Origin of the sequence: Bacillus sp. M6-12 (assembly GCF_002860285.1) — a bacterium.
Lineage (GTDB): Bacteria > Bacillota > Bacilli > Bacillales > DSM-1321 > Peribacillus.
This window is the reverse complement of sequence record NZ_PGVF01000027.1, coordinates 49,020-64,235: the sequence shown is the minus strand read 5'-3', so window position 1 is coordinate 64,235 and position 15,216 is coordinate 49,020. Positions and strand designations below refer to the sequence as shown.

The following is a 15,216-nucleotide window of genomic DNA, read 5'->3' as shown; positions in this document are numbered from 1 at the left end:
ACAACCCTCGCTTTCGATGATAGGAGCATTTATATTGTTTGTAAGTTCACGTAAAAATTTTCTGGGAAATGGTTCTAATACTGGATTGGGACTTGAGAGCCCGTTCATTTTTTGTCTTTTTAAACTGCATTTTATGGTACACTGAATAGCAAAAGGTTCCCTTGAAAACTATGGAAAACCAGTGCCAATACCCTAGGTAATCAGCGGAGTTCTAAAAAACTTATTTAAAAAACAAGAGAGCAAATATAGGAGCTGTTGTCATGAAAAGACGTTTTGGCATTGATATTGATGGGACCGTAACCCGGCCAGATACATTTATTCCGTACCTAAATAAAGCATTCCAGCTCAATTTAACACTAAATGATATCACTCAATATGACTTTACCCCTTTTGTAAATGTACCAAAGGAGACCTTTGCAAAATGGTTCCTGGATAATGAATCAGCTATTTACGCTGAATCACAGGTTGCGGAGGGAGCAAGAGAGGCGCTGCATCACTGGGTTAATGCTGCAGATTTATTTTTTATCAGTGCCAGGAACAGCCGATTGCATTCGATTACCGAAAAATGGTTTACAGAGAATGAATTGAAGTATCATCACATTGAACTAATTGGGTCTCACGATAAAGTTGAAACGGCAAAAAAACTTAAAGTTGACATTTTTTTCGAGGATAAGCATGATAACGCAGTTGATATTGCTGAGGAATGCGGTATCCCGGTTATTTTATTTAATACTCCCTACAATCAGGATCCCATTCCGGATGGAGTTATCCGTGTCAATGATTGGGAAGAAGCTAAAAAGTGGGTTGACAGCTGGCTGCATACTACAACAATAACAGGGTAAAAAATCCTATATAGCTTTAAAGTTTTTCCGGCAATCTGCTGGCTTATTCCATATGAAAAGGGTGTTCCAAAGATTTTTTGGAATCACCCTTTTTATTTTCCTTAAAAGTTAACGACATTGTGGACATTTGCCGTATATCTCAAACTTATGTCCCGAAATATCATATTCCTTAAGGTTTTCCTTCAATTCGTTCATCGGGCACGTTTCAATTTCCTTGGTCGTACCGCAGTCCATGCAAATAAAATGATGATGATGCTGTTTATGGCTGCAGGTAAACCGGAAATGCTTTTCACCTGATAGCTCCGTCATCTCCAGAATACCCATCTCTGCAAAAAGCGAGAGGTTTCTGTAAATTGTATCGAAACTTAACCCTGGATAATCCTCTTTCATGAACTCGAGCACTTCTTTTGCGGTTAAATATTTATTGTTCGAAGAAAATAGCTGCAGCATTTCTTCTCGTTTTCCAGTATGCTTAAATCCCTTTTCCTTCAACAACAGCATTGCTGTTCCTACATTCATGCTATCACCCCGGTTACGTCAGCCGAGTCCTGACGTTTTTGGCCAAAATCGAAAGTATAAGAATGGTTACCGCGATTACCACAATGGTTCCTCCTGGAGCAAGGTCTAAATAATAAGATAAAAACAGGCCGCCGATAACTGAAATCTCTCCAAAAATAATCGAAAAAACAATGGTTTGCTTAAAGCCCTTCGCAATCCTGATACTTGCAGCAACAGGAAGTGTCATAAGCGAAGAAACAAGCAGGATGCCGACAATTCTCATGGAAGCCGCAATCACAAGGGCCACCATGATAATAAAAATAAAATGAATGAGCTTGGCAGGAATCCCTGAAGCCTTTGCATGCTCTTCATCAAAAGATAATAAAAATAATTCCTTATAAAGAAAAATAACCGTTAGTACAACAGCTATGCTAATTCCGGCAATTACCCGTAAATCAAGTGAGCTGACGGCACTCACACTTCCAAAAAGGTATCCATAGAGGTCTGTATTGAAGCCGTCTGCAAGGGAAATAAAGATCACCCCAAGGCCGATTCCCCCAGAAAGAATAATAGGGATGGCAAGCTCTTGATAATGCTTATAAACACTCCGGAGCCGCTCAATGAAAAGCGACCCGACAACAGAAAACAGCATTCCCATATATAATGGACTCAGTCCAGCCATAACTATGAAGGTCTTTTCCAGCAGCAGCGAGAAAGCAATTCCAGCCAGTGTAACATGGCTGAGGGCATCCGCAATCAGGGACATTCTGCGCACTACAACGAAAACACCAAGCACCGGAGCAAGAACTCCGATGATGATACCTGTCAGAAACGCGTTTTGTAAAAATTCATATTGCAATAAACCTGATAACATATGACATCTCCTATCATGGCAGTTATAGCAGTAACATTTTAATGGTTATGGCTAATTAATTGCACGCCATGTCCGTAAATTGATGAAAGCTGGTTATCATCCATTTCCCTATATTCTTCTGCATCGCCATGAAAATGCAAGAACTTATTTAAACAGGCAACATGCGTAATTTTATCCGTAATAGTGCCTACGTCATGCGTGACCATCAAGAGTGTAATGTTCAGCTCCCTGTTAAGCATATAAAGCAGTTCATAAAATTGGCTGACATGCTGGGCGTCAACACCAACGGTTGGTTCATCGAGAATGAGCAGCTCCGGATCGCTGACAAGCGCCCTGGCGATGAAAACCCGCTGCTGCTGTCCTCCTGAAAGTTCACCGATATTCCTGCCGGCGAAAGAAGCCATGTCCACGGAGTCCAATGCCGTCATCACTTTTTTCCGATGTTCAGCGCGAAGAAATTTGAACAAACCAATTTTTTTTGTTAAGCCGGACGAAACAACCTCAAAAACTGTCGCAGGGAAACCGCTATTAAAGGAGTTTGCCTTTTGGGAAATAAAACCGATTTTGTCCCAAGCTTTAAAGCTGCGGATATCGGTGCCAAATAACTCGATTTCCCCCTGCTGCGGACGGAGAAGCCCAAGCAGCAGCTTAAGCAATGTTGATTTCCCGGAGCCATTAGGGCCTACAAGGCCAAGAAATGCTCCATAAGGAATTTCCATTGAAACATGTTCTAGAACATTGTCTTTTTCGTATTTATATGAAAGATTATCAACCTTGATAATCAAACGATTTGATGGACCCTTCAAATTCATCACCCTTTTCAATTGAAACAAATGTTAATTCCATCAAGGAAGTTTTTTTAAGAATCATTCCGATTTACTTCGAAAATTATAAGTGATTTTTGCCTTTTTGTAAAGAAACCGGCCTTGGCAGTTTTCCATTCCCCAATTTCTTATTGTTTCAGTTCACGGCCAAGCAACTTTCTCATATGTTAAAAAAGAGGAGGGATAGAATGAAGCTTTACGAAATGATGATTAACCATAAGCTTAACCGGATACAGGCAGGTGAGCTAAAGGAAATTGCGAGGCAGTACGGAATCTCAATAGAATATAGCCAGGCTGAAAAAATAAGCAAGATCCTTAATGGGAAAAATATTAATATATTCGATAAAAGACAAAGGGATGGGGTCATCAAACAGGTTTCTATAATCCTTGGAAATGAAACCGCAGCCCAAATTGAAAGTATCTTCCTTTCATTAACCAATACATGAAAAACAGGCCGGAATATGATTCCGGCCTGTTTTAAATACTTAACGTGAGCAAAATGGCTAAAGCGGGTTTTAATCTGCCATTATTTTATCCAGAAGGTCTGCATCGAATTCCTGTTTCATAAAACTCTCAATTTCCCGTTTATAAGGCGGTTTTTTATTTTTCTTGTCTTCCCCTACGAAAGGTGTCTCAAGAATTTTTGGAACCTCTGTCAATTGCGGATGATGGACGATATAATTAAGCGCTTTAAAGCCAATATGGCCAAAGCCGATATTTTCATGACGGTCCTTTCTCATCCCAATCGCATTTTTGCTGTCATTAATATGAAGCACCTGAAGACGGTCAATACCTATAATTTTATCAAATTCATTTAGTACCCCATCAAAATCCTCAACAATATTATAGCCCGCATCATGGGTATGGCAAGTATCAAAGCACACGGAAAGTTTATCGCTTAAGTTGACTCCATCGATAATCATTGCCAGCTCTTCAAAGTTTTTTCCGCACTCTGATCCCTTCCCTGCCATCGTTTCCAGCGCAATTTGGACATTATGTTCCGGGGTCAGCACTTCATTAAGCCCTTCAATAATCTTCTTGATTCCGGCTTCTGTCCCCTCGCCTACATGGGCCCCGGGATGAAGAACAATCTGGGTTGCTCCGATCGCTTCCGTACGTTCGATTTCGGTCCGTAAAAATCTGACACCTAAATCAAATGTATCAGCATTAACTGTATTTCCGATGTTGATGATATATGGTGCATGCACAACAATATCTTTAATTCCATGCATCTCCATATGCCTTCTGCCGGCTTCGATGTTTAAATCCTCTATCTTTTTGCGCCTTGTATTCTGAGGGGCACCCGTGTAGATCATGAATGTGGATGCACCATAGGAAACGGCCTCTTCGCTCGCGGCAAGAAGCATTTTCTTTCCGCTCATCGATACATGCGATCCGATTTTTACCATTTTTTCATCTCCTCTCCCTTACTCCGCACCAAAATTATTTCTTCTTATTTAGACGGCGCTGGCGTTTTTTATAGGTTTCAACTTCCCTTTGGATTTTCTTTTTATAGCCCGGCTTAACTTTTGCAGGTTTTTTTGTGATTAGCCTAGCCGTTGCATCTGAATCGGTTTCCTGCTTTTTGCGTTTTGACCGTTTATTTCTGTCCTCTATCTTTACCCATTCACCTTTTTGGATATCTGTATTTTCAAATTCGATTCCCATTTTCTCCAGCTTGTTCAGTGCATCTTCATCAGAGGTCTCATAAATAGTTGCTGCAATTCCTGAGAAGTTAGCCCGCGCTGTTCTGCCTGTTCTGTGGATATAGAAATCTAAATCAGAAGGAAGCTCATAATTGATAACATGGCTGATGCCCTCAATATCAATTCCTCTTGCTGCCAAATCCGTTGCAACGATATATTGATATTCCAATTCATTGATCTGCTTCATCATTTTTTTGCGTTCACGAGGCGATAAATCTCCATGAATCCGGCCAACCCGCAGCCCTTTTTCAATTAGAGAATTGGCGACATGGTCAGCCATTTTCTTCGTATTTGTAAACACAATAGCCATATATGGGTTGTATTGAATAAGAATATCGTACAATAAACTATTTTTATCCCTGTGACGGCGGGGAATCAAAACATGCTTAATATTTACAGCCGCTGCCTGCTTAGGGGCTACATGAACATGCTTTGGATTTTCCATATATTTCTTTAGAAATGGCTTTAATTTTTCAGGAATGGTTGCCGAGAAAACAAGCATTTGTAATTTTTCTGCCATCCTTACCGCAAACTTATCTACATCTTCAATAAATCCCATATCAAGAATCAAATCAGCTTCATCAACTACAAGCATATCTGCTGTAAAAACCTGCAGCGCCTGTTCTTCAACTAAATCCTTGATCCGGCCAGGGGTACCAATAACAAGCTGAGGCTGGGTTTTGAGCTTATCTACAGTCCTTTGCTTATCGGTCCCGCCAATATATAAACGGACCTGCATGGAGGCATCTTCAGGAAAGTGGCCGGCAATTTTTAAAGCCTCCTGATAGATTTGATTCGCCAGCTCTCTTGTTGGCGCAGTAATAATAGCCTGTACCTCTTCTTTGTAAGGATCAATCTTATTCATAACCGGCAGCAAATATGCATGTGTTTTTCCTGTCCCTGTCTGGGATTGGCCGATAAGGCTTGTCCCTTTAAGCGCGGAAGGAATCACCCGCTCCTGTATTTCAGTTGGCCTGTCAAACTTGAGGGATTCAACAGCAGCAGCTATATAGGGCTGCAGCTGAAATTTTTCAAAATGGTTTTGTGTCATATATTTACTCCTTATCGCAGTTCAAGTCCGCACATTATTTAGACATGTCTAGTTATTATAATTGTTTTTTCTGCAGAAAACCACTTATATCATACCCTACATAGGGTGCCATAACAAATAGCGGAAGCAGATAAAACCTTTTTATGATATTTGCATATTTTATTATGACGAAACCCATGTTTTTTTAAAGGAGGGATAAAGAATGTATCAGCAAAGAAATCAGCACCCGGGCAACGAATTTAGATATCGGCCATCAACCCAGCAGGGTTCCCGTAACAGTTCAGGTTTTTTTGAACAAAAACAGCCCTACACGCATGGGATGAATGGCAGCTCACCTTCTCAGCAGCGTCCGTTTCAGCAAGGGTTCCGTGGTCCTTTTCAACAGCAACCGGCCCGGCAAGGGATGTTTAACCAAATTCCTCAGCAGCAGCGCCTGGCTCAGCAAGGGATGTTTAGCCGTGGTCCTTCCCAGCAGCGAGCGGTTCAGCAAGGATTATTTAACCGCGTCCCCCCACAGCAAGGGATGTTTAATCAGCAGCACCAGGGCCGCTCATTTGGACAGCAGCAGGCAAGAGGCGGACTTCTATCTAAGCTGTTGGGCAAAGGCCAGCCCGTTCAGCCTAAACCTATATCGATGTTTTCTTTGCCTACTGCTTCAAAGCCTGAAACCGGAGGGCTGTTAGCTAGCCTGAAAAATCCGGGTAGCCTAAACTCTTTTTTATCCAATACGCAAAAGGTGCTGCAGGCAGCTGAATCAGTTGGACCGATGATCCAGCAATACGGTCCGCTTGTGAAAAATTTCCCTGCCTTGTGGAAGCTGTATAAGGGGCTCAAGGAATCCGACACAGGCTCTGTGGAAGATCCTGAATCCGAAGACTACAAAGACAGCCTGCACACAACCGAGCTGGAGGATGAAAAACTAGAGGACTATGATGACTCTGATCAGGAAGAAATAAAGCTCAATGATAGTACATCTTCCAAACCTGCAAAGAACCATGAAAAAAAGTATTCAGCACCAAGACTATTCTTTTAAAGTTTACTGCGGCAGCCAATCTCCTTTATTCATTTATGCGGTATCCTGCAGATAGCAACCTTTGTAATCCCGCTCTTCCTCTTATATAATAGTATGGTAGAACAGCATGCCAAAAAGTCAGGCTGCTTCGTTTTTCGAGGAGGAAGCAAAATGAATGTTATTAAAATTTCGCCGCGCGGCTACTGTTACGGTGTAGTAGATGCAATGGTCATAGCCCGAAACGCAGCTTTGGATAAAAGCTTGCCGCGCCCTATTTATATATTGGGCATGATTGTCCACAATAAACATGTTACAGATGCTTTTGAAGAGGAAGGCATCATAACATTAGACGGAAAAAACCGAAAAGAGATCCTGGAAAAGGTGAATGGCGGTACAGTTATCTTTACTGCTCACGGGGTTTCTCCCGAGGTTCGCCAGCTTGCGTCAGAAAAGGGATTGATTACAATCGATGCAACTTGTCCGGACGTAACGGCCACACATGATTTAATTCGAGAAAAAAAAGAACTTGGCTATCAAATTATTTATATCGGCAAAAAAGGACATCCGGAACCCGAAGGGGCTGTTGGAGTGGCTCCTGAAATCGTTCATCTGGTAGAAACAGCACAGGATGTAAAAAATCTTCACCTAGAGAGTGAGCGGCTAATCGTAACGAATCAGACAACCATGAGTCAATGGGATGTAGCTGATATCATGGAGATTGTAAAAGAAAAATATCCTCACGCCGAAGTCCATAAAGAAATCTGCCTTGCTACACAGGTGCGCCAGGAAGCTGTCGCACAGCAGGCTGGAGAGGCGGATGTTTTAATAGTGGTTGGCGATCCTAAAAGCAATAATTCAAACCGGCTGGCACAGGTATCAGAGGAAATTGCCGGTACAAAGGCTTATAGGGTGGCCGATGTCTCTGAAATTAACCTTGATTGGTTAAAAGGAGCCGAAACGGTTGCTGTTACATCAGGGGCATCAACCCCTACTCCTATTACAAAGGAAGTGGTCTCCTTCCTTCAGGCCTATGATCCAGCAGATGAAACTACATGGGCCAGAGAACGGAAAGTGCCGCTCAAAAAGATTTTGCCAAAGGTTAAAACAAACTTATAAAACAGGCAAAAAATCCTTTCCATGTGATAAAACAATAAATTTTTAATTGGCAACGCTGTAACTTCCGACTTAAGGATTACCCAAAATTGTCTAACATAATGAACAGCAAAAACCTTGTCTTCAGAACCGACAAGGTTTTTTGCTGTTAATCCGTTTATTTTTCGTATAGCAAGCTCTATTATGTAAGAACGGCTCCCCTAACTATAAGAAGGTAAATGGATCTGTGTGAACCTCTGAAGCAATCCAATCCACTTTGAAGCCTTTCTCACCGCATAATTTTTCCATTTTATTCTTAACGCCAAGCTTCATGACTTTTTCAACATTATGTCCAGGGTCTACAATATTGAGCCCCAGTGCCATGGCATCATGGGCAACATGATAGTATAAATCACCTGTAACATAAACGTCGGCTCCGCTGAATTTAGCCTGGGTAATGTATTTGTTGCCATCTCCGCCAAGAACGGCAACTTTCATTATTGCCGCATCCGGGTCACCGACAACACGGACTCCCTGAACGCCTAGCGCTGTTTTCACAAATCCGGCAAATTCTGTGAGTGTCATCTTCTCCCTCAGCTTCCCGATGCGACCGAGTCCAAGCTTTTCTCCCTGATTATCTAGTGAAATAATATCGAAGGCCGGCTCTTCATATGGATGCGTCTTATACATTGCTGACAGAATTTTACGTTCTCTTTCAGCCGGATAGATAACTTCAATTTTGACTTCTTTTACTTCTTCCAGTACACCCTGCTTACCAATCGCCGGATTGCTATTTTCCCCCGGGAGGAAGCGGCCAGTTCCCTCTGAAGTAAAGGAGCAGCTGCTATAATTGCCAATCATTCCTGCCCCTGCATCCCCTAAAGCCGTCCGCATGCTATCCTGAACATCCTCCGGACAGAAAACTGCTAACTTTTTCATCGTTTGGCTGTATGTTGGGATTAATACCTTTGTGCTTTCCAATCCAAGCGCCTCAGCAAGCAAATCATTAACTCCGCCCCGGGCGACGTCAAGGTTGGTATGAGCCGCATACACGGCAATATCGTGCTTAATCAGCTTTTCAATCATCCGTCCGCTATACTGATCGGTATTGATATTTTTCAATGGCCTAAAAATCAGCGGATGATGGGCAATGATCAGCTGTACGCCTTTCTCAATTGCTTCATCTACCACTTCGTCCAAAACATCCAGAGCGGTCATCACTTTTGTTATGGGTTTATTAAGGCTTCCAATTTGCAGTCCGATTGGGTCACCTTCCATCGAGAACGCTTTAGGAGACCATTGCTCAAAAAGCTCTATTATTTCAAATCCATTTGGCGTTTTCAATCCTTTAAAGCCTCCTCTGCCATTGCAATTCTAGCAGCCAATTCTTTTCGCTTCTCCAGTACGGAATCTCCTTGGCCGCTTTCTTCTATCTGCTGAAGTATTTTTCTCCAATGTTCCTGCTCCATACTCCACTTTTTTCTGAATACCTCATTTTTCTGTTTCATCAGAAATGGACCAAAAAGCAAACCTGCTTCCTTTTCTTTCTGGTATGGCTGCAGAGACTCTCCTTTTTCAGCAATTATGATTTCATAGATTTTCCCGTCTTCTTCCAGTATTTCTTCATTTATAAGCTCCCATTTATTTTCCATAAGCCATAGACGCACATTTATAGCGCCAACATTCGGCTGAAGAATTAGCCTTTCTACAGAACGAAGCTTCTCTTTTCCATTTTCTAAAATTGAAGCAATTAAAGTTCCGCCCATGCCGGCAATGGTGACGCAGGTTGCTTCCCCAGGTGCCAGGACTTCAAGCCCATCCCCCTTCCGGACAGAAATGGATTGGTCAAGGCCAGTTTGCCGTACCTGCTGCCTCGCTGAATTAAATGGGCCATCGCTCACTTCACCGGCTATTGCCTTTGAAGCCTGATTGTTCAAAATGCTGTAGCAAGGCAAATAAGCGTGGTCGGATCCAATATCCGCAAGTACACTTCCTGCAGGTATGTATGAAGCAACTCTTTCCAACCGTTTTGATAATTGTTCGTGATTCATGTTTATCTCCACTCTCTTAATTACAATTTGGCCAGTACTCCCCTTAGTATAAAAAAAGTCCTTTGCATATGCAAAGGACTGCCATAGTTTCAAAAAAAATCTGATTATTTAAGCTCGGCCAGATATTTAGCCACGCCGTCAATCTGGTCATCAGGAACTAAGCCGCCAGGCATTCCGCCGCCAGTACCGTTCTTTATGATTTCCTTAATTTCATCCTGTGATTTCCTGTCGCCAACACCTTTTAATGCCGGACCTACACTGCCGCTTAAATCTGCTCCGTGGCAGCTTACACAGCTTTGCTTTACCAGTCCTTCTGGATCAGCAGATGCAGTTTTTTCTTCTGTTTTCTTTCCGCCGTTTTCATGCTCAGCTACAAGATCCTTGGAATCTCCTAAGCCTTTAAATGAAAGAAAGAACATGAGACCAATACCTAACGCCATAATTAGGACGAATGGGATAATCGGATTGCGATTCATAGATTTACCTCCCCTATGTATAACCTTTTCTGTCTACAAAATAAATTATATACAAACAACTTATATTTTACTGTAAAAAACTAATAAGGGAAAGACCTAAAATGATAGCGAAAAAATAAATTCGTAATTTAGACAAATTTTTCTCTATTATTTTGGAAAAACTTTCAAATTTCATAAACCAAAAATCAGTCTTGCCATAAAGAAACAAATAACCCCTGTGCCAAGAATGCCTGCAATTGTAAAATAAGGCAAAGATAATTTTCTTCCGGATCCCCACCATAGCAGACAATTTGCCAATAATGATATATAAAGGACAGAGTTGCTCCTAGGGGCAAATGCCTCTACTATATCTAATGTAACACCCAAAAGCATAAGAGAAGCCCCAATCAAGCATACCTGCAAGAGGGGTCTTCTTCTGGAAAATAAGAATGCAAAACCTAAAAGAATGATCACAGCAGCTGTTGAAATGACGATTTGCAATTTAAATGGTAATTGAGTAAAATTAGTCAAACATATGGCACTAATTGTAATAAAAGCAATTGCTAAATACGGCAGCATCCGCAAAAATCTGCCATTTCCATCTTCTTTTTCTGTATCAAAATCTTCTCCCTCACTATAGAGAGCGAGCAGATAATCGCAGTATTGCTCTGGGAGCATACGGGCTTTTTTCCAGTATAGTATTTCATTGATGATTATTTTCTTCCGTGTTTCATTCATGGACGCACTTCCTAAAAATAATATCGTCACTTCATTATATCGGAAAAATGGAAAAGGTTTTCAATATTTTGCATAGAATATGACTTTAGCAGCGAAATACATCTCGGTGTTGAAATTCTATATCATTTACAATGGTTCTTTTTGTAAACTTTGCTGCTTTTAATGCATTTTTAGGGGTATTTAAAAAATGGATGGTCTGGATACGAAACAACAATAAATGCGAAAGCAGCCATTACAAACAAAAAAAAACAGCCCGTCCAAGAAGGAGCAAGCTGTTTTAAAGCTAAGCCTTTATTTTATTCCAGAAAATCCTTAAGCCTTTTGCTCCGGCTAGGATGGCGAAGCTTACGAAGCGCTTTTGCTTCAATTTGGCGAATCCGTTCCCTGGTTACGCCAAAAACCTTGCCGACCTCTTCAAGTGTTCGGGTGCGGCCATCATCCAGCCCAAAGCGCAGACGCAGGACATTTTCTTCACGGTCCGTCAGTGTATCAAGGACGTCCTCGAGCTGCTCTTTTAGTAGCTCATATGCAGCATGTTCAGAAGGAGAAGTTGCATCCTGATCTTCAATAAAGTCTCCCAGATGGGAATCATCTTCCTCACCAATTGGTGTTTCAAGAGACACAGGCTCCTGAGCGATTTTAAGAATTTCCCGGACCTTTTCTGGTGTCAAATCCATATCTTCGGCAATTTCTTCAGGCGAAGGTTCACGGCCTAAATCCTGCAGAAGCTGGCGCTGGACACGGATTAACTTATTGATGGTCTCAACCATATGCACCGGTATGCGGATTGTCCGTGCCTGATCAGCAATTGCGCGGGTAATCGCCTGGCGAATCCACCATGTAGCATACGTACTGAATTTAAAACCCTTCCGGTAATCAAATTTTTCAACCGCTTTAATGAGGCCCATATTTCCTTCCTGGATTAGATCCAGGAATAGCATGCCGCGGCCTACATATCTTTTTGCGATACTGACTACCAGACGAAGGTTGGCTTCAGCAAGACGGCGTTTCGCTTCTTCATCGCCTTCCTCAATCCGGGTAGCCAGCTTTATTTCTTCCTCGCCTGATAACAGATCGACCCGGCCGATTTCCTTAAGGTACATCCGGACTGGATCATTAATCTTTACCCCAGGAGGAACGCTAAGGTCATTCAAATCGAATTCCTCTTCTTTTTCGAGCTCCTGGATATCCGGATTATCCTCGTCATCGTCGTCTTCCAGATCACTTTTGGCTACTACATCAATTCCCTGATCACTGAGATACTCATAAAACTCATCCATCTGATCGGAATCCATTTCAAAACTGGCCATCCGTTCAGTGATTGTTTCAAATGTCAGATTACCTCTCTTTTTACCCTGCTCAACTAATAGATCTTTTACCTGATCTATATTCAAGTCGTTATCAACCTCTTTGGAACGCGCTGATTTATCAGCCATGTGTTCCCCTCCTTCCAAAACTTACACCATTGCCTGCCTATTTATAACTGCCTTCGTAATTTAATGATTTCCATCCCGATTTGTGAAGCCCTCATAGTATCGCCAAGGCGTTCCGCTTCTTTTCTTTCTTCATCTTTTTCTTTTATCTTTAACAATTTTTCATATTTCAACACTTGTTTTAAACAATCGGATAGCTCCTTATCAGAAACTTCCTCATTTATGGACAGCATTTCTATTTCAGATACAATCCTTCTCAGGTTTGGATCGGGCAGATAAGTCATAAAAAAACTGGAATCAGGCTCGTGTCCGTCCTCATAAAAAGCATAAAGATACGTAATAATAGCTTGATGGTCATCCACATTAAATGTAGTGGTGCCCATCATCTCCTGGACTTTTTGAGCGGTTTCCCTGCTTTTTAGCATATGGAAAATCAGCTGAATTTCTGCGTTCTGATAAACAGGACGCAGCTTTTGTTCATATTGCAGCCTGACCAGTGGCTGTACCGTGCTTGGACCAGGCATTTGGCCTTTCTTTTTTTCAGCATAAAAGATCTGCCTCTGCTGCTGTTCCAATGCATCGAGTGAAAGCGTGAATTCAGCAGAAAGCTGCCTGAGATAATGGTCTCTTTCTACCGCGTTGCCCAGCCGGGATATTTCTCGCAGAGCCGCTTCAATATATTGAATGCGGTCACCTTCATGATTCAGGTTTTTCCCCCGGCGCAAAAATTGAAGCCTGAATCCTGTTGCAGTTAAACTCCCGCCGATGACATCTGTTACAAAGCTCTTAGCCCCATATTTCTTTATATAATCATCGGGATCCAGGTTATCCGGCATAAGTGCTACCTTAATCGACAATCCGGCCTCCTGAAGCATTGTTGAGGCCCTGTCTGCAGCTGTAATACCTGCAGAATCAGAGTCATAGCATATCAAAACACTGGAAGTATTCCGTTTTATCAGCTCAATATGCTGTGGAGTAAGAGATGTTCCCATAGTCGCAACTGATTGGTCAACACCAGCTGCTACAGCGGAGATACAATCTGCAAAACCCTCAAAAAGCACAACCTGTTCCTTTTTTCGGATTTGCGGTCTTGCTGAATGAAAATTATATAAAATTTTGCTTTTATTAAAGATTGCTGTTTCAGGGCTGTTCAAATATTTAGGCTCATTGTCCCCCATCGCTCTGCCTGAAAAAGCAATCGTATTACCCTGATGGTCGGCAATCGGAAACATGATGCGGTTTCTGAAGCGGTCGAAATAGGTGCCGTCTCTTTCCCTCATGATTATGAGGCCCGCATCCTCCAGAGTTTCACTGGAATATCCCCGTTTGGTCAGAAACTTATAGACAAAGTCCCAGGAATCCAAGGAATATCCAATCTGGAATTTTTTAATCGTTTCTTCGGTGAATCCCCTGTCCAGCAAATATTCTAAAGCATCCTGTCCTTCCTTGGTATTCAATAACAGATGATGGTAAAACTTTTTAAGAAGCTCATGCGCCTCCATTATTTGTTTTACGCCTTCTGGAAGGTCAGGCTTTGATGATTGAGATCCGATTTCAATATTCAGCGTAATATTCCCTTTTTCCGCGAGGTTTTTAGCGGCTTCAAGAAAACTGTACCCTTCTATATCCATCAGGAACGTAAATGAATTTCCGCCTGCACCGCACCCAAAACAATGAAAAATCTGTTTGTCGGGTGATACCGAAAAAGAAGGGGTGCTTTCACCGTGAAACGGACAAAGGCCGAAGTAATTTCGCCCTTGTTTTTTTAACTGTACATATTCACCAATAACATCGACGATATCGACAGCATCTCGAATCTGGTTAATTGTTTCATCATCAATCCGGGCATTAGTCATATACGCTCACCTTTTTTCGCGGTGATAAACATAATTCTAGATTTCAATCGCAAAATCCTTCAAGGTTCGACAATATTTCCGCAAAGGATTCTTTAAACCTAAGGCGGTCAGCCGATGTAAAGGGTTTTGGCCCTTTAGTATGCTTCCCTTGCCTTCTAAGCTTTGCGGAGTAAAATCTCATATCCAGCAACGTCTGAATATTGTCATCATTGTATTCCTTTCCCCTGGGGGAAAGCGCATAAACACCTTTGGCAAGTGCTGTAGCCGCAAGACCGATGTCTGCAGTGATAACAATATCTCCTCGCTTAGATGCATTGATGATATATAAGTCGGCAGCTTCTTTATCTGCATCAACATGGACCCAATCTCCAGCAGCCGGCTCATTCATCATATTTTTGATCGAAGCGACAAAGCAAACAGGAAGCTTGTGCACATCCGCACATTCAATGACTTCCTTTTTCACAGGACAGGCGTCTGCATCCACAAAAACTTTAAGGTTCTTTATCATATCTTTTAATTCTACACTTTTTTCAATTATCCTTTTTCTCCTTTACAAATGTTTTACGGAGGAGGATTTGTCGAATTATATTATACTTGAAACCTTGACAACTCACCGTTAATAGTTTATTCCTATTTAGTCAAGTCTAAACCTTGAGAATTTATTTTTATCACAATTTTTTATTATAGTATACATGTATCAAAAATTCTAATAAAAAACTTTACTGGCCGCAATTTAATATGGATCCGCAGGAATAGTGAATGTTCAGTAACAAAATACCCGGTA

The 15,216-nt window shown here is 41.7% G+C and carries 16 protein-coding genes; 4 read left to right on the top strand and 12 right to left on the bottom strand.

Annotation, left to right across the window (positions count from 1 at the left end; genetic code table 11):
* Window positions 1-260 precede the first annotated feature (260 nt).
* Window positions 261-842, top strand: a complete 582-nt coding sequence (locus CVD28_RS23060) for a 5' nucleotidase, NT5C type (RefSeq protein ID WP_101597046.1) — start codon at window positions 261-263, stop codon at window positions 840-842.
* Between the two features lie 108 nt (window positions 843-950).
* Here the strand turns inward: CVD28_RS23060 and CVD28_RS23055 are convergent, their stop codons facing one another.
* Genes CVD28_RS23055 through CVD28_RS23045 form a run of 3 tightly spaced genes read right to left on the bottom strand, consistent with a single transcriptional unit; the run spans window position 951 to window position 3,026 of the window.
* Window positions 951-1,361, bottom strand: coding sequence for a Fur family transcriptional regulator (locus CVD28_RS23055; protein WP_101597045.1), 411 nt, complete (start codon window positions 1,359-1,361; stop codon window positions 951-953).
* 13 nt (window positions 1,362-1,374) lie between these two features.
* Window positions 1,375-2,214, bottom strand: a complete 840-nt coding sequence (locus tag CVD28_RS23050; protein ID WP_101597044.1) for a metal ABC transporter permease — start codon at window positions 2,212-2,214, stop codon at window positions 1,375-1,377.
* A gap of 38 nt (window positions 2,215-2,252) precedes the next feature.
* On the bottom strand, window positions 2,253-3,026 hold the full coding sequence (locus CVD28_RS23045) for a metal ABC transporter ATP-binding protein (RefSeq protein WP_101597242.1): 774 nt from the start codon (window positions 3,024-3,026) through the stop codon (window positions 2,253-2,255).
* Between the two features lie 200 nt (window positions 3,027-3,226).
* On the opposite strand from CVD28_RS23045, the gene CVD28_RS23040 reads away from it, so the two are divergent.
* Window positions 3,227-3,484 carry a DUF2624 family protein gene (locus CVD28_RS23040; RefSeq protein WP_180954283.1) on the top strand — a complete coding sequence of 86 codons (258 nt, stop codon included), beginning with the start codon at window positions 3,227-3,229 and terminating at the stop codon, window positions 3,482-3,484.
* 69 nt (window positions 3,485-3,553) lie between these two features.
* Here the strand turns inward: CVD28_RS23040 and CVD28_RS23035 are convergent, their stop codons facing one another.
* Both CVD28_RS23035 and CVD28_RS23030 read right to left on the bottom strand, forming a co-directional pair.
* Window positions 3,554-4,447 carry a deoxyribonuclease IV gene (locus tag CVD28_RS23035; RefSeq protein ID WP_101597042.1) on the bottom strand — a complete coding sequence of 298 codons (894 nt, stop codon included), beginning with the start codon at window positions 4,445-4,447 and terminating at the stop codon, window positions 3,554-3,556.
* Between the two features lie 34 nt (window positions 4,448-4,481).
* The gene (locus tag CVD28_RS23030; RefSeq protein ID WP_101597041.1) at window positions 4,482-5,795 is read right to left on the bottom strand and encodes a DEAD/DEAH box helicase; all 1,314 of its coding nucleotides are present in this window, start codon (window positions 5,793-5,795) and stop codon (window positions 4,482-4,484) included.
* A gap of 202 nt (window positions 5,796-5,997) precedes the next feature.
* Here CVD28_RS23030 and CVD28_RS23025 point away from each other — a divergent pair, with 202 nt between their 5' ends.
* Window positions 5,998-6,828: a YqfQ family protein gene (locus tag CVD28_RS23025; protein WP_257985961.1), complete on the top strand. Its 831-nt coding sequence runs from the start codon at window positions 5,998-6,000 to the stop codon at window positions 6,826-6,828.
* Window positions 6,829-6,978: 150 nt separating this feature from the next.
* Window positions 6,979-7,923 carry a 4-hydroxy-3-methylbut-2-enyl diphosphate reductase gene (locus CVD28_RS23020; RefSeq protein WP_101597040.1) on the top strand — a complete coding sequence of 315 codons (945 nt, stop codon included), beginning with the start codon at window positions 6,979-6,981 and terminating at the stop codon, window positions 7,921-7,923.
* Window positions 7,924-8,124: 201 nt separating this feature from the next.
* Here CVD28_RS23020 and CVD28_RS23015 read toward each other — a convergent pair whose 3' ends face one another.
* The 7 genes from CVD28_RS23015 to CVD28_RS22985 all read right to left on the bottom strand — a co-directional run bounded on the left by CVD28_RS23015 (window position 8,125) and on the right by CVD28_RS22985 (window position 14,940).
* Window positions 8,125-9,243: a Nif3-like dinuclear metal center hexameric protein gene (locus CVD28_RS23015; RefSeq protein WP_101597039.1), complete on the bottom strand. Its 1,119-nt coding sequence runs from the start codon at window positions 9,241-9,243 to the stop codon at window positions 8,125-8,127.
* The gene (locus CVD28_RS23010; RefSeq protein WP_101597038.1) at window positions 9,240-9,950 is read right to left on the bottom strand and encodes a tRNA (adenine(22)-N(1))-methyltransferase; all 711 of its coding nucleotides are present in this window, start codon (window positions 9,948-9,950) and stop codon (window positions 9,240-9,242) included. Before CVD28_RS23010 ends, CVD28_RS23015 begins: the two co-directional genes overlap by 4 nt.
* Before the next feature lie 104 nt (window positions 9,951-10,054).
* Window positions 10,055-10,426 (bottom strand): cytochrome c550, encoded by a 372-nt coding sequence (gene cccA / locus CVD28_RS23005; protein ID WP_101597037.1) that lies wholly within the window; start codon window positions 10,424-10,426, stop codon window positions 10,055-10,057.
* A gap of 171 nt (window positions 10,427-10,597) precedes the next feature.
* Window positions 10,598-11,143 carry a hypothetical protein gene (locus tag CVD28_RS23000; protein WP_101597036.1) on the bottom strand — a complete coding sequence of 182 codons (546 nt, stop codon included), beginning with the start codon at window positions 11,141-11,143 and terminating at the stop codon, window positions 10,598-10,600.
* Between the two features lie 296 nt (window positions 11,144-11,439).
* Window positions 11,440-12,579: an RNA polymerase sigma factor RpoD gene (gene rpoD, locus CVD28_RS22995; RefSeq protein WP_101597035.1), complete on the bottom strand. Its 1,140-nt coding sequence runs from the start codon at window positions 12,577-12,579 to the stop codon at window positions 11,440-11,442.
* A gap of 41 nt (window positions 12,580-12,620) precedes the next feature.
* Window positions 12,621-14,432 (bottom strand): DNA primase, encoded by a 1,812-nt coding sequence (dnaG, locus tag CVD28_RS22990; protein WP_101597034.1) that lies wholly within the window; start codon window positions 14,430-14,432, stop codon window positions 12,621-12,623.
* 43 nt (window positions 14,433-14,475) lie between these two features.
* Window positions 14,476-14,940, bottom strand: coding sequence for a YaiI/YqxD family protein (locus CVD28_RS22985; RefSeq protein ID WP_101597033.1), 465 nt, complete (start codon window positions 14,938-14,940; stop codon window positions 14,476-14,478).
* Window positions 14,941-15,216 lie beyond the last annotated feature (276 nt).

Excerpts from the sequence above, each read along its gene's own strand:
- CVD28_RS23050 (WP_101597044.1), bottom strand. The coding sequence starts at position 2,214 with ATGTTATCAGGTTTATTGCAATATGAATTTTTACAAAACGCGTTTCTG.
- rpoD (WP_101597035.1), bottom strand. The coding sequence starts at position 12,579 with ATGGCTGATAAATCAGCGCGTTCCAAAGAGGTTGATAACGACTTGAAT.
- CVD28_RS23000 (WP_101597036.1), bottom strand. The coding sequence starts at position 11,143 with ATGAATGAAACACGGAAGAAAATAATCATCAATGAAATACTATACTGG.
- CVD28_RS22985 (WP_101597033.1), bottom strand. The coding sequence starts at position 14,940 with ATGATAAAGAACCTTAAAGTTTTTGTGGATGCAGACGCCTGTCCTGTG.
- CVD28_RS23040 (WP_180954283.1), top strand. The coding sequence starts at position 3,227 with ATGAAGCTTTACGAAATGATGATTAACCATAAGCTTAACCGGATACAG.
- cccA (WP_101597037.1), bottom strand. The coding sequence starts at position 10,426 with ATGAATCGCAATCCGATTATCCCATTCGTCCTAATTATGGCGTTAGGT.
- dnaG (WP_101597034.1), bottom strand. The coding sequence starts at position 14,432 with ATGACTAATGCCCGGATTGATGATGAAACAATTAACCAGATTCGAGAT.
- CVD28_RS23025 (WP_257985961.1), top strand. The coding sequence starts at position 5,998 with ATGTATCAGCAAAGAAATCAGCACCCGGGCAACGAATTTAGATATCGG.
- CVD28_RS23010 (WP_101597038.1), bottom strand. The coding sequence starts at position 9,950 with ATGAATCACGAACAATTATCAAAACGGTTGGAAAGAGTTGCTTCATAC.
- CVD28_RS23045 (WP_101597242.1), bottom strand. The coding sequence starts at position 3,026 with ATGAATTTGAAGGGTCCATCAAATCGTTTGATTATCAAGGTTGATAAT.
- CVD28_RS23055 (WP_101597045.1), bottom strand. The coding sequence starts at position 1,361 with ATGAATGTAGGAACAGCAATGCTGTTGTTGAAGGAAAAGGGATTTAAG.
- CVD28_RS23060 (WP_101597046.1), top strand. The coding sequence starts at position 261 with ATGAAAAGACGTTTTGGCATTGATATTGATGGGACCGTAACCCGGCCA.
- CVD28_RS23020 (WP_101597040.1), top strand. The coding sequence starts at position 6,979 with ATGAATGTTATTAAAATTTCGCCGCGCGGCTACTGTTACGGTGTAGTA.
- CVD28_RS23035 (WP_101597042.1), bottom strand. The coding sequence starts at position 4,447 with ATGGTAAAAATCGGATCGCATGTATCGATGAGCGGAAAGAAAATGCTT.
- CVD28_RS23030 (WP_101597041.1), bottom strand. The coding sequence starts at position 5,795 with ATGACACAAAACCATTTTGAAAAATTTCAGCTGCAGCCCTATATAGCT.